The organism is Trinickia camelliae, from assembly GCF_053525655.1.
This window is the reverse complement of sequence record NZ_JBCHAA010000002.1, coordinates 1-14,669: the sequence shown is the minus strand read 5'-3', so window position 1 is coordinate 14,669 and position 14,669 is coordinate 1. Positions and strand designations below refer to the sequence as shown.

Sequence of the window (14,669 nt, the reverse complement as noted above, 5' to 3'; positions counted from 1 at the left end):
CGCGCAAATGACGTTCGCTTGAACAGGGGCTTGTGCTTAGCGGTACTTCAAGAAGAACTGAGCGGTGCCGTTGGCGTCGCCGGGCGTGACGGTGTCGGCCGTGGAGACGTAGCGCGCCTTGAAGTCGAGCGCGTTGGCGCCTTCGTTCAGCGCATATTCGTCGGCCGTCGAGTTGATCGGGACGCTCTTGTCTTTCTGGTCGAGCAATTCGATCGCGATGCCCTTTGCGCTGTCGGGACCGCCATTGACGCTGAGGAGTTGCGACTTGTCGGCATCGGCCGTGCCGGTCAGCTCAACCGCCACGCCGTTCAGCGCGGCGTTGCAATTGCTCAGGTCGATGTGAAACGGCACCGAGCGACCGGTGGTGCCGGCCGTGGCGTAGGAATCGGCGGAGACCGTTCCCATCGGGACTTCTAACGACTTTGAATCGAGCGTGCAAGTGCTGGCGAGGACTTTGCCGGTGAAGTTGATCGTGCCGGTATCGTTGCCGTCGGCATGGGCCGATTGCAGCGACAGCGAGGTAAAGCCCGCGATCGCCAAGAGGCTGAGTGCAGTGACTTTCGTAACTTGGTTCATGTGGGTGCTCTTCATTGCGACGTGTGGGAGGTGTTCGTCCAACACTCGGCTCAGCGTTGTCGAAACAGGGTCGCATTGTGGAGACCGGGTGATGCGTCGCAAAGGAACCTAAAAAGAAGTTGAAAGAGTGGGGATCGACTGTTCAGAAGCGGCCTTTCCCGACATACCATGTCATCTTGTAAATAATTCGTAACGAGCAGACAGGTGCGTATATTCGCTGTCCCCGCATGAAATCCGAAACGTCAGCACCATCTCAAAACAATCGCGCCGCTAAGCGTGGCGTCCCCGCGAGCGGTGCAAATCCAGCCGGCTTACGCGCGGCCGCCACGCTGCGCGCAGCGTTTTCCCGGCTCTCGCGCTGGCGCAACGTGGCCGGCGTGCTTGCGATTGCGCTGTTGGGCGCGCTCGCGTCCTCGCCGGAATTGCAGACGGTGTTCGGCTCGTTCGACAAAGTGCACTTCGATATCGCGGGCTGGCTGTTTCCCGGCAAGGGCTCGCAGCGCGTCGTCTTGATCGGCGTCGATGCGAAGACGGTCGGCGCGCTTGGCGTCTCGCCGATCTTCGAGCGGCGCACGCATGCGCAGCTGCTCGACCGTCTCGCGGGCGCGGCTAGCGTCACGTTCGATCTGCTGTTTCCCAACACCACGCCGCATGCCTTTGCCTTCGCGCAGGCGGTGCAGCGCAATGGGCGCGTCGTGTTGCCGCTGCCGTCGGAGCTGCAGGGCGACCAGGGCAAGCCGCTGATGCCCGCTTCCTCGGAGCTGTGTTCGGGTATCGCGGGCGTCGGTCAGCATCTGGTGACGATCGGACACTACGGCGCGGTGAGCGGCATCGTTCCGTATCTGCACATCGGCGAACGGACCTATCCGCATGTCGCGCTCGAGGCGATCCGCGTGGCGGAAGCTTCGATTCCCGAGGGCGATCCGCACCGCTATACGCTGCCGCGCGCGTTGTCGGTCGGCAATCAGATGACCGAGTCGCTGATGCTGATGCTGCCCAAGCGCTCGCAGATTCAGCGCTATTCCTATGTCGACGTGCTGCAAGGGCGTGTGCCGCCTGAGGTGTGGTCGGGCAAGCTCGTGTTCGTCGGGCATTCGGTGCTCGAAACCGGAGCCTTCAAGCTCTCCTCGCTCAATCTCGACACCGTGCCGCAGGCGGAGCTCGACGCTCTGATCACCGAGGCGCTGCTCGACGGCGGGGTGATTCAGGCGCTGTCGCCGTGGTTCTTCACGGCCGTCTACGTCGCGCTCGCGCTTGCCATCCTCGCGATCTGCGCGCTGACGCCAGGGCGGCGCATGCACTGGTTCGCGCTCGCCTGGGGCGCGTTCGTGCTGCTCGCGTCGACCGGGCTGTTGGGCGTGTTCCGGATCTGGGTGCCCGTCGGTGCGCTGGTGGCGTGCGGCATGGCGATTTACGGCGTGTTCGCGTCGAGCCGGCTCGACGGCACATTGCGGCTCTTGCGCACGGAGATCGGCGAGCTGCGGCAGATTTCGAGCGCGGTCGTGTTGCAGGAGCCGGCGCACCCGGTGCACAGGGAGCCGGATGCATTGCTCGGCGCGCGCAGCGACATCCGGGCCGCGATGCAGCAGATTCGCTCGTGGCAGACGGCTTACGTCAAGGTCATCAATCTGCTGCCGTATCCGATTTTTCTGGAGCAGACCGGCCGCATCACGCTGTGCAACGACAAGGCGTCGAATCTGCTCGCGCTCGGTGCACCGTTCCGGCCGCGCAGCGGTGAGACGGGCGATGCCGAGGCCGTGCCGATTACGACCGCGGCGGTTCAGGCCCTGGCCGATCAGCATTGCGATGAGGCGGGCGAGGGCGGCGTGGAGGTCGACGTGGACGGCGCGCCCCACATGCTGCTGTGTGTGTCGTTCGAGCCCGATGCCGAAGCCGGCGAGCGCTCGACGCTGATTTGTCTCGTCGACATTTCGAGCGTGAAGGAGACCGTCACGCACGACAGGCAGGTGCTGCGCCACATGGCTCACGACCTGCGCAATCCGCTGTCGACGATCCTCTCGCTGCTCGACGAGCGCAACGCCGCGAGCGCCGCGGGCGCGCCGAAGCAGGACGACAAGAAGTTCATCGGCGAGCTGCACCGGCTCGCCGATTACAGCCTGCGCGTGGCGCAGGACTTCATGCAGCTCTCGCGCGCCGAGCATCTCGACGCGCAGGGCTTTTCGCCGGTGCCGCTGATCGATTTGCTCGTGGAGTCGATCGACAACATCACGGCGTCGGCCGAGCAAAAGCAAATCGCGCTCCACGGCCCGCAATTCGACGGCGACGAAGTGTTCGTGCTCGCCAATCGCAACATGCTGATGCGCGCCGTCATCAACCTGATCGACAACGCGATCAAATATTCGCCGCCGCATACTGCGATTACCGTGGCGCTCGTGCGAAAGCCCGGCGAACGCGTGGCAGTGGAGATCGCCGACCAAGGCATCGGCATTTCCGAAGCTGCCCTGCCGCAATTGTTCGATCCGTTCTTCCAGGTCGACGACCGCCGCGCGGGGCGCGACGGCGTGGGCCTTGGGCTGCCGTTCGTGAAGACCGTCGTCGAGCGACACGGCGGAGCAATCGACGTCGTCAGCACGCTCGGCAAGGGCTCGATTTTTTGCATCAGCCTGCCGGTGACGCACGTCGAACTCGGGGAAAGCGAGGCGGCTTGACGCGACCCCTGCGCTTCGATTTCGCTGCACCCGGCAGCGCTTAGAAATCGTTTAGAAATTCTTGGAGGACTTCTTAGATTCTTTGGGAAGCAGGGATCGCTTCGATAAGGTTGGCCCACGCCGGGCGGGCACGTTCAGCCAAGCCCCGCCCGCCGCCCATCGTTCGATATCCAACCTTATCCCATGTCATCGTTCCGAACTTCCTTCCTGTGCGCGCCCAAGCGGCGTCAGCTGGCGATTTTGACGGCCTTTGCGCTCGGCGCGCAGCTTCCCGGTTATGTGTCCGCCGCGACGCCGCCCGGCACAGTCGCCGCCGTGGCCGCCGAGACGAGCCCCTACGCGGCCTCACGCACGCTCAAGCTGAAGCAGCGCGGCACCGTAAAGGACCTGCTGATCGACCAACGCCGCCAGTTCACGCCGCATCCCTATGAGGCGAGCGGCTATTACGCCACCCAGGGCGAAACGCTGACGATCCGCTACACGCCGCTCGGCGGCCGCAAGCCGAACGTGCCGCCTGAACTTTGGATCGTGCCGGTCTACAACGCGGCGGATGCCTCCGTAACGGATCAGGTCGTGAAGCTCACCGAGGGGCTCAACACGGTCACCGTGCAGAACGGGGGCGCCATCGAATTCTCCGCGCCGAACCAGCCCTTCGGCGGCGACGTCGAGGTCGAGATCGTGAGCGGCGGCCATGCGATGCCGCACTTCGTGCTCGGCAAGCACAGCAAGGCGGACTGGTCGCAGATGTTCGAAGCGTTCCCCGATGCGCCCTATGCCGAGCTGATCGGCAAGCGCATGTCGATCGTCATGCCGGCCGGCGTGCTCAAGCAGAAGGTCGACGACCCGGTCTTGCTGATGCAGACCTGGGACCGCATCGTGGATGCCACCGAAGAACAATTCGGCCTTTCTTCAGCCAACGCGCGCCCTCACGAGGCGACGCCTTTTACGTACCAGTTTTCGACCAAGCCGGATTCGACCGGCGGCTATATGTCGGCCTCCAGCACTTGGCTTCGCACCAACATAAGCGGCGTAAGCGACGTGGTGAGCGCCGCGGGCTTGCGTACGTCCTGGGGGCCGTGGCACGAACTCGGCCATCACTATCAGTTGCCTGCGATCAAATGGACCGGCCAGACCGAAGTGACGGTCAACCTGACTTCGCTCTACGTGCAGCGCATGTTCGAAGGCCAGGCTACGCGCCTGGAAGCGGGCGGCGTCTGGACCCGGACTTTCAACTATCTGGCGCAGGCTTCGCGCAGTTACGACGAGCTGACCGACGTGTGGATTCGCCTGGCCATGTATTGGCAGCTCGATCTCGCGTTCGGCAAGGATTTCTACGCCCGCTTCGGCGCGCTCACGCGTGCGTTGCCCAGCGATCAACTGCCAATGACGGATGCCACGAAGAAGCAGTTCCTGATCTTGCAGGCGAGCCGCGTGTCCGGCTATGACCTCACGCCGTTCTTCGAGAAGTGGGGCTTGCCGCTCACGAGTGAAACGGAAGCAGCGCTTAAGTCGCTCGGCCTGAAGACGCTCGACAAGCCGATCTGGGAGAACCATGACGCGGCCGTCAAGTACACCTACAGCCTCGCCGAGCAGAACGCGGCCGGCAAGATCGTCGTGCCGGCGCGCGTGGCGGCGGGCTCGACGTTTGTCGCGAAGGTCGACGTCGGCAACCGCGACGCGGGCAAGCTCACGTACGAATGGCAGATTCCGGAGGGCTTCCGCGGCACGGCGTCGAACAGCCCGCAGATCACGCTGACCGCGCCCACCAACGTGCTCCAGAACAGCAGCGCGCCGATTCGCGTGACGGTGTCCGAGAGCGGGCAAAGCATGCTGATCGGCAGCGCCATTCAGCTCAAGACTGGCGTGCCCACGGCGGCCGAGACTCAGGCGTTCGATACGAAAGTCGCCACAGGAGAGGGCAAGAGCCAGGTCCTGACGTGGAGCGGCGTGCGCACGGGCGTTGTGGGCGACGTTTATGCCTATGACAATCCGTCTTCCGGCGATCGCGATTACTTCCTGCTGAAGACATCCGACTACGGTTATTTCCCGCTCGATCGGACGAGCGACGACCATTGGACCTACCTCACGACGCTCTACCGTGGCGGCCCCTCGCTGAGCCCCTTGCAGGCCATGGAGAAGAAAATTCTGGCCGACTACGGCAAGACCGAGTTCCAAAGCTATAGCGATTCGACGACGGGCACGGTCGGCGACCTCTACGAGGCCAACAACTCGTATCGCGGCACCGTCGATTTCTTCAAGCTGAAGAAGGCGAGCTACTGGTATTTCCCGACCAATCAAGCGAGCAATAGCTACTGGGAGTACCTGGGTTCGTACGACGGCACGCAATACCTCGCCGGGCCGGAGCCCGAGGTTGAGCCCGAGAACCACGAGCCCGTCGCGCAGCTGACCGGGCCCGAGAGCGTGGAGGCGAATGCCGCGGTCACGCTCGACGCATCGGGTTCCAGCGATCCGGATGGCGACGCGCTGACGTTCACGTGGCAGATTCCCGCCGGCATCCAGGCCACGCCTGCGGGTTCGAAGCTGAGCTTTGTCGCGCCGAGCGCAAGCCAGGCGGCGGCGTACATCTTCGGCGTCACCGTGAGCGACGGCAAGCTGTCCACCACGGCGAAGAAGACCGTGACGGTGAAGGCGGCGGTCAAGCCCGATCCGACGCCAACCCCGACGCCGGCCGAGCCGCCGGTGGCGAGCGCAGGCGCGGACCGCACGGTGGTGGGGACGAGCGACTACACGTGGTCGTACCCGCTTACCGGCAGCGCGAGCCGCGATCCGGCGGGACAGACGCTCACGTATCAATGGCGCGCCGTGTCGGGGCCGTTCTCGGTGCGCAACGGCGATCGCGCCGACGCCGAAGTGCTCGTGCCGAAGGACACGGCGGGCACCGGCGTTTTCGAGCTGAAGGTGACCAACGCGGCGGGCAAGACGGCGACGGCGAGCACGAAGGTGATGGTGATCGCGCCCGCGGTCACGCTCACGGGCAGCACGACCGTGACGGGCAACACGGGGTCCAACTACAAGGCCAGCGCGAACTTCGATCAGCCAAGCTACGCGTGGACGCTCGCCGATGCATCGGGCCAGGCGGCCGCGTCGGGCAGCGGCGCGGAATGGGATCTGCCCGTGGACGTGAAGAGCGGCAACTACACGCTCACCGTACGCGCTGAAAGCACGAAGGGATTGCGCAGCGCGAGCGCGAAGCAGGCGGTCAAGGTAGAGCGCGCGGAGACGCCCCAGCCCGTGGAAGCGAAGGTCAGCGGTCCGGCAGAGGTCGAGGCTGGCAAGACGCTCACGCTAACCGGTACGCAGTCGGTCAACAAGAACGGCACGCCGACCACTTACTACTGGATGGTCCCGGCTTCGGTGGGTAAGAATGCCGACACGTCGAGCGTGCAACTGAAGGTGCCGGCGGACGCCAAGCCGGGCACGCAATACGCGGTCAAGCTGTCCGTCTACGACACGCAGAACAAGCAGTCCAGCACGACGAACTACACGGTGACAGTGAAGGCCAGCTCGGAGCGGCCGCCCGAGCCGCCGCCGGGTCCGGATGCTTACCCGAGCTATCAGGCGGGCACGGCCTACAAGGCTGGCGACATCGTGCTCAACAAGGGCCAGGTCTACCAATGCAAGCCGTTCCCGTACGGTGGCTGGTGCAGCCAGTCGCCGTCCGCGTATGAGCCGGGCAAGGGCTGGGCGTGGACCGACGCCTGGATCAAGAAGTAATCCCACCCGCCGCCATGCCGGTTCTCCAACCGGCGAGCGTCTCGAAACCCCGCCTTTAACGGCGGGGTTTTTTCATGCACGCGCGTTTTTCGTATTGCAAGCGCGGTGCTATCGCCGCCTCACTTTGAGGTTCCTTTCAAGAACGTTGAGGAACCCTTGCCAAATTGGAAAGATGCCAACGTTTCCACATCGAGAGCGTCATGCGCCGGATAGCCGTCGCGTCGTGCGCGTGGATGCAGCACCCATTGCCAACTTCCTGAAAAGACTCCCCATGAAGAGAATTCAGCATTCCAAGACCTCCGCAAAGGCCAAGGTGATCTCACGCACAGCGATCGCCAGCACGATGGCGCTGCTGTTCGCGTCGTCCGCTTTCGCCGCGCCGGGCGCGCCCTCGCTGAAAGCGTATGAGATCAACGGCTACGGCAAGTCGTATGGCTTCGTTCACGTCGACCAGGAAAAAGCCGGCAGCAACGCCGCGTACAAGGACTACGTCACGGTCAACAAGACCGTGGAAGTGCCGCTGCCGTTCGACATCTGGTCCAACGGCACGGCGACCAAGGCCGTGGCCGTGATCGACGGCGTCGTCGATGCCGCGTCGCAAGTCACGCTGACGCCGGGCTCCACGCAAACGGGCACCGTCATCGCGCATCCGACCAAGCCCGGCAAGCTGAACTTCCAGGTTCGCGCCTACGCGGCCGACGGCTCCTACACCGACAGCTCGGCGCTGCAAGTGATGGTGTTCGACACGCGCCCCGAGTTCGCGGACGACCTGCCGAACAACGTGCCCGCCAAATTCAAGAAGTACACGAACAAGAGCGGCTCGGTGGTCGGCACGTACTTCACGACCTGGTCGATCTACGATCGCCAGTTCGATATGTCGCAAGTGCCGGTCGAGCAGCTCACGCACATCCTGTACGGCTTCATTCCGATCTGCGGCGGCGACGGCATCAACGATTCGCTCAAGGAACAGGGCAACCCGTACAACCAGCTGCAGATCTCCTGTAAGGGCCTGCCGAACTACAGCGTCGCGATTCACGATTCGTGGGGCGAAGTCGCCAAGGTGCTGCCGGGCCAAACCTCGGCCTCGCCGCTCAAGGGCGTGATGGGCCAGATGATGGCCGCCAAGAAGCGCAATCCGAACCTGAAGATTCTCCCGTCGATCGGCGGCTGGACGCTGTCCGATCCGTTCTTCCAGCTCGACAACGTGGCTAACCGCAAGGTGTTCGTCGACTCGGTCGAGCAGTTCCTGCGCACGTGGAAATTCTTCGACGGCGTCGATATCGACTGGGAATTCCCGGGCGGCAACGGCGCGAACCCGAAGCTCGGCAAGCCGACCGACGGCGCGACCTACGTCACGCTCATGAAAGAACTCCGCGCGATGCTCGACAAGCTGAGCGCGGAATACGGCAAGCCGTACGAACTGACTTCGGCAATCGGTGCGGGCAAGGACAAGATCGACCGCATCAATTACAAAGAAGCCACGAAGTACATGAATTACATCTTCGACATGACCTATGACTACTACGGTGCATGGGACATGAACGTGCTGGGCCACCAGACCGCGCTCAATGCGCCGAAGTGGCGCCCCGACCAGTCGTACACGAGCGCGAACTCGATGCAGGCGCTGCTCGATCAAGGCGTCGATCCGGGCAAGCTCGTGATGGGCGTGGCGGCGTACGGCCGCGGCTGGACCGGCATCCATGGCATGACCGATGCGAACAACCCGTTCACGGGCAAGGCCTCCGGCCCGCAAGCCGGTCAATGGGAAAAGGGCATCCTCGACTACAAGAAGATCGTCAAGGACATGGCCGGCGCGAACGGCACCGGCATCAACGGCTATCAATACAACTACGACGAGACGGCTGAAGCGCCGTACCTGTTCAACCCGTCGAACGGCGACCTGATCACCTACGACAACGCCCGCTCGACCCTCGCGAAGGGCCAGTACGTTCAGCAGAAGAAGCTCGGCGGCATGTTCTCGTGGGAAATCGACGCCGACACCGGCGACCTGCTTAACGCCATGCATGAAGGCGTCGGCAACGGCGAAGGCGGCGGCGCGGCCAACCTGCCGCCGGTCGCGAACGCGGGCGCGGACATCGTGGTGCAAGGCACGAAGACGATCACGCTCGATGCCTCGCAATCGAAGGATCCGGAAGGCGAAGCGCTGACCTACAAGTGGGAGCAAGTGAGCGGCGGCTCGCTGTTGCTGAACAACTCGAGCAGTGCACAGGCAAGCGTGGTGGTGCCGGAGGTGTTTGCGGCGACCGACTATCGTTTCCGCGTCACGGTCACCGACCCGCACGGCCTGTCTTCGAGCGCGAGCGTGCTCGTCACGGCCAAGCCCGTCGACGTGCAGCCGCAGCCCGATCCGACGCCGACCCCGACGCCGGAAAACCACGCGCCGGTGGCTCGCTTGAGCGGCCCGGACACGGTCGACGCGAATACGCAAGTCACGCTCGACGCCTCGGGCTCGACCGATCCCGACGGCGACGCGCTGACGTTCACGTGGAAGGTTCCGTCGGGCATCACGGCGACGAAGAACGGCGCGAAGCTGACGTTCACCGCGCCGAGCAACACGAAAGAGAAGTCCTACACGTTCACCGTGACGGCAAGCGACGGCAAGCTGTCGGCCACCGCAACCAAGACGGTGACGGTCAAGGCCGAAGCCGTGACGCCGCAGCCCGATCCGACGCCGACTCCGACGCCGGAAAACCACGCGCCGGTCGCCCGCATCAGCGGCCCGGCGACCCTGACCTCGGGCAACCCCGGCTCGCTCGACGGTTCGGGATCGAGCGACGAAGACGGCGATACGCTGACCTACACGTGGAACGCACCGGCTGCTTTGCAGCCGACGAATGCGGGCAGCAAGCTCTTGATCGTCGCGCCGGTGGTGTCGAAGGACACGCCGTACACGGTCAGCCTGAAGGTGAGCGACGGCAAGCTGACGCATGAAGTGAGCCAAACGGTCACGATCAAGCCGCTTTCAGGCGGCGATACGGGCGGTGACACGGGTGGCGACACCTACCCGGCGTACAAGGCCGGCACGCCGTACAAGGCGGGCGATGTCGTCAGCAACGGCGGCAAGCTCTACGAGTGCAAGCCGTGGCCGTACAGCGGCTGGTGCGGTCAAGCCGCGTTCGCGTACGAGCCCGGCAAGGGCTTCGCGTGGAGCGATGCTTGGACCGTGAAGAAGTAAGGCGATGAGCGAACGCATCCGGTCAATGGCCGGATGCTGAGCGCAATCGACAACCCCGCCCGCGTGGCGGGGTTTTTTATGCGCGTCATGCCTGTCGCACCGCGCGTTTCGTTGCGCGAGACATTTGAATTCTGTTTAGAAACTTTGAGTGCTTGCTATCGCATTGGAAGAATGTGCCCGTTCGTACTCCAATTGAACGCGCCTTCACATTGCGATGCGTAGGCAACTCTTCCAGCACCAAACGAGATCGAAGTCATACATGAAATCACGTCATTCGAATAAGACCAGCAAGCTCGCGCTGCTGCCGATCGTAGCCGCCGCCTCCATGGTGGTGGCGCAGACCGCTGTTGCTCACGGCTACGTTTCCGATCCGCCTGGGCGCGCGGCCTACTGCAATCTGGGCAAGAACGTGAACTGCGGCCCTGTTCAATACGAACCGCAAAGCGTCGAAGGTCCGGACGGCAACCCGCGCTTCCCCGTTGGCGGCCCGGCTGACGGCCAGATCGCGAGCGCCGGCAATTCGTCGTGGGGCCCGCTCAACGAGCAGACCTCCGACCGCTGGACCAAGACCGACGTCATCGCGGGCGAAACCCGCGCCTTCACCTGGCGTTTTACGGCGGCGCATCGCACCCAGGACATTCGCTACTTCATCACGAAGAACGGCTGGAACCCGAACAAACCGCTCACGCGCGATCAGCTCGAAGCGAAGCCGTTCTGCGAATCCGAATACGGCATGGCGCTCTCAAGCACGAAGCCATCGTTCACCTGCAAGATTCCGAGCGACCACAGCGGCTATCACGTGATCGTCGGCGTCTGGGACGTGGGCGATACGGCCGCGAGCTTCTATAACGCCATCGACGTCAACATCAAGGGCGGCAGCGGCGGCGACACGCCCGCTCCCGCGCCTGCCTGGACGCAAGTCGGCGCGATCAATCCGATCGAAGACCTCGCGGCAGGCGACTCCGTGCGCACGCGCGTTTTCAACGCGAGCGGCGAAATGACGAACCTGTCCGCATCGATCACGATCGGCAGCGCAGCGGATGGCAATCACGACCGCTGGCCGTATCTGCTCGCGCAGAAGGTCAACAGCACGATGGGCGAGAGCTACCAGGCAGGCAGCGACGCCGATGGCTCGATCAAGCCCGTCAACGGCAAGAACACGATCTTCGCGAAGCCCGGCAGCGGCATCACGCGCGTCGAAATCGACATCACGAAGAAGCCGGCGCCGAGCCCGGTCGAGCAGAAGATGAGCGTCACGCCGAAGAGCGAATACGCGATCAACGGCACGAGCGCGGTAGTCGATGCCTACGTGACGCTCTCGAAGAAGGGCTCCGTGACGGGCCGCGTCTACACGGAAGCGGGCACGATGGTCGGCACGCAGACGAAGGACGTGGACGGCAGCGCGACGATGAGCATCAACGTCGCGTCGGCGAAGGCCGGCAAGCACACGCTCGTGATGACGACGTCCGACGGCAACGACGGCGTGATCCAGCAGTCCTACGACATCAAGTTGACGGGCGGCTCGACGCCGGAACCGGACCCGACGCCGACGCCGGGCGGCGACCTCGTCGCGCGCATCTCCGGTCCGACGCAAGTGGCTCCGGGCGCGACCTTCACGCTCGACGCCGCTGCGTCGACGGTGCCGAACGGCGGGACCTACTTCTGGATGGTGACGCCGCCGACGATCCGCGATCAAAGCGGCAACAACTTCGCGGGCAAGCAAGTCGTGCTGAGCGCGCCGAACGAGAACACCACGATCACGGTCAAGCTGTCGGTGTTGTCGCAAGGCAAGACCCCCAACATGATCACGCACACGGTCACGGTCAAGGCGGGTTCGCAAGCGCCGGCCTATAAGGCGGGCACGGCTTACAAGGGCGGCGACGTCGTCAGCAACAACGGCAAGCTCTACGAGTGCAAGCCGGCGCCGTACAGCGGCTGGTGCGGCCAGTCGAAGGCGTACTACGAGCCGGGCAAGGGCGCCGCATGGCAGAGCGCCTGGACTGAGAAGTAAGCAGCAGCAACCGCCGTCATGGCGGCCTCCGGCGCGGCGATGAGCCGCACTGGAGACTAGGAGGGAACGAAACCCCGTCGCGATCGCGGCGGGGTTTTGTCATTTCGGAGCGCCGTTTGCCGTGCGTTGCGCACGTTCATTCAGATTGTCTTCATGTTCTTTGCCCGTATTGGGATAGATGCCGAGAATGGCTGGGTCAACACCTACGAATCCGCAGAAGAGGACATACATGAATCGCATCTCTCACCGCGTCAGGCGCGCCGCTCAGAAGGGCTTCACCTTGCTCGAACTGCTGGTCGTGCTGCTCATCATTGCGTTGCTGGCGGGCTATGTCGGCCCGAAGCTGTTCTCGCAAGTCGACAAGGCCAAGGTCAAAACGGCGCAGGCGCAGATGAAGACGATCGGCGACGCGCTCACGCAATTCCGTCTCGACACCGGCAGCTATCCGAGCGCCGATCAAGGTCTCGACGCGCTCACGAAAGCGCCTCAAGGCACCAACAACTGGAACGGTCCGTACCTCGCGAAGGCCGTGCCGGCTGATCCGTGGGGGCACGCCTATCAGTATCACGTGCCGGGCCGCGACTCCGAAGCCGATATCGTTTCGCTCGGCCGCGACGGACGTGAAGGCGGGAGTGGCGAAGATGCCGACCTCTACTACGATCTTTAAGCGCCGCGCGGCGGCCGCGTTTTTCGCGGCGTTGTGCGCGCCGCTGTGCGTGGCGGCGCCGGCCGCGCGGGCGGCCGACAATTGCTGGACCCAGGCGGGCTCCGAATACGGCATCGATCCGCTCCTGCTGTACTCGATCGCCAAGGTCGAGTCGTCGCTGAACCCGAAGGCGTTCAACCGCAACAGCGATGGCAGCTTCGACGTCGGCATCATGCAGATCAACAGCACCCACTTGCCGCGCTTGCGCAAAGTCGGCGTGACGCGCGAGCGGCTCGTGCGCGAGCCCTGCACCGCGATCCGCTCGGGCGCGGAAATCCTGGCCGGTTTCATCGACCAGGTGGGCTATACGTGGGAAGCCGTCGGCGCATACAACGCCGGACTCGCGCCTGAACGCGAGGGGCTGCGCCAGGTCTATGCGGCCAAAGTGTGGAAGGAATACGAAGCGCTGACGCTGAAGCGCGCGACGCGCTATCGGCAGCGCGAGTCGGCGGGAGATTGACGTGGCGGTTTTCCAAGTACGGACCTTGCAGCAGGGCGCGATCGCCGTGCAGGACATCGAAGCTGCCGACGAAGCGCAGGCGCGCGCGCAGTGCGCGCCCGGCGCGGTCGTGCTCGGCGTGACGCGCAAGGCCGGCCTCAAGGGGCGCAAACGCGCGCCGAAATTCGCGCTGGGTCTGTTTTTGCAGGAGCTCTCGACGCTGCTCGAAGCGGGGCTCGTGCTGATCGAAGCGCTCGAGGCGTTGCGCGACAAAGCCGGCAAGGAAAAGGGCACGAGCGAGATTCTCGGCAAGCTGCTGGACCTCATGTACGAAGGCCAGCCGTTTTCGAAGGCGCTGGCTGCGCAGCCGAACGTGTTTCCGCCGTTGCTGGTGGCGACTGTCGAATCGTCCGAAGGCAGCGGGCAATTGCCTGTCGCGCTGCAGCGTTTTCAACACTACGAAATCCGAATCGAGCAGATCAAGAAGCGCATTACTGGGGCGCTCGTTTATCCGAGCGTGGTGATGTCGGTTGGCGCGATCATTTTGTTGTTCATGGCGTTTCTTGTGATTCCGCGTTTTTCGGCTGTGTTTGAGAGTATGCAGACGTTGCCGGGTAGTGCGCGGGCGATGCTTGTGTGGTCCGGTATCGTTAAGGAACACGGCGCGGTGCTGCTTGGCTCTCTAGGCGCATTTGTCGTCGGCGTGGTTCTTATTTTGCGCACCGCGGCCGTGCGGGCTGCGATGCTGCGTTCGTTGTGGCGTATTCCTAGGCTTAAGGATGTGTGTCATCTGTTTGCGCTTGCGCGGTTCTATCGTACGGTCGGCATGTTGCTGTTGGGCGGGACGCCGCTTATCGAAGCTCTTGAGCTTGGGGGCAAGATTCTGCCGGCCGATTATGGGAAGCGTTTGACGCCTGCTTTAGAGCAACTGCGTGCTGGGCGCACGGCTTCTGAAGTGCTGACTAAGCATGGGTTGACTACTGCGGTGGCTGAGCGGTTGTTGCGCGTCGGCGAGCAGAGCGGGGATCTCGGTGGTATGTGCGAACGTATCGCGCACTTTCATGATGGGGCGCTCGATCGCGCTATCGAGATGTTTAGCAAGATCTTTGAGCCTATTCTCATGCTAGGGGTTGGGGCGATGGTTGGGACCATCGTGGTGCTGCTTTATATGCCGATTTTTGAATTGGCTGGTAGTGTTGGGTGATTTCTTTATTGCCTATCGGCGGTTGGTTTCTTTTGCTTGGGTTGTCGCGATAACTTTGAATTCGCGCCGGTACGTATGGTCCGTCCCTCCCCGGGACCGGGGTCACTTTGGTCCTTGCCCAAAGTAACCAAAA

Annotated in this window: 8 protein-coding genes; 7 read left to right on the top strand and 1 reads right to left on the bottom strand. The window is 63.5% G+C overall.

All coding sequences use genetic code 11. The features are described 5' to 3' along the window. Positions 1 to 36 precede the first annotated feature (36 nt). Positions 37 to 576 (bottom strand): fimbrial protein, encoded by a 540-nt coding sequence (locus AAHK20_RS03570; RefSeq protein ID WP_449180064.1) that lies wholly within the window; start codon positions 574 to 576, stop codon positions 37 to 39. A 227-nt stretch (positions 577 to 803) separates the two neighbouring features. Here AAHK20_RS03570 and AAHK20_RS03565 point away from each other — a divergent pair, with 227 nt between their 5' ends. The 7 genes from AAHK20_RS03565 to AAHK20_RS03535 all read left to right on the top strand — a co-directional run bounded on the left by AAHK20_RS03565 (position 804) and on the right by AAHK20_RS03535 (position 14,536). After that, positions 804 to 3,245: an ATP-binding protein gene (locus AAHK20_RS03565; RefSeq protein WP_449180063.1), complete on the top strand. Its 2,442-nt coding sequence runs from the start codon at positions 804 to 806 to the stop codon at positions 3,243 to 3,245. Positions 3,246 to 3,428: 183 nt separating this feature from the next. Beyond that, entirely contained in the window at positions 3,429 to 6,980 is a 3,552-nt protein-coding gene (locus AAHK20_RS03560; RefSeq protein WP_449180062.1) for a M60 family metallopeptidase, read from the top strand. A gap of 271 nt (positions 6,981 to 7,251) precedes the next feature. Then, entirely contained in the window at positions 7,252 to 10,176 is a 2,925-nt protein-coding gene (locus tag AAHK20_RS03555) for a glycosyl hydrolase family 18 protein (RefSeq protein ID WP_449180061.1), read from the top strand. A 259-nt stretch (positions 10,177 to 10,435) separates the two neighbouring features. Then, positions 10,436 to 12,187, top strand: coding sequence for a lytic polysaccharide monooxygenase (locus AAHK20_RS03550; RefSeq protein WP_449180060.1), 1,752 nt, complete (start codon positions 10,436 to 10,438; stop codon positions 12,185 to 12,187). Positions 12,188 to 12,416: 229 nt separating this feature from the next. Continuing rightward, positions 12,417 to 12,854 carry a type II secretion system major pseudopilin GspG gene (gene gspG / locus AAHK20_RS03545; RefSeq protein ID WP_449180059.1) on the top strand — a complete coding sequence of 146 codons (438 nt, stop codon included), beginning with the start codon at positions 12,417 to 12,419 and terminating at the stop codon, positions 12,852 to 12,854. Then, a complete protein-coding gene (locus AAHK20_RS03540) occupies positions 12,829 to 13,353 on the top strand; it encodes a transglycosylase SLT domain-containing protein (RefSeq protein WP_449180058.1) in 525 nt (174 codons plus the stop codon). The genes gspG and AAHK20_RS03540 overlap by 26 nt, the downstream gene beginning before the upstream one ends. Before the next feature lies 1 nt (position 13,354). Beyond that, positions 13,355 to 14,536: a type II secretion system F family protein gene (locus AAHK20_RS03535; RefSeq protein WP_449180057.1), complete on the top strand. Its 1,182-nt coding sequence runs from the start codon at positions 13,355 to 13,357 to the stop codon at positions 14,534 to 14,536. The last annotated feature ends 133 nt before the right edge of the window (positions 14,537 to 14,669 follow it).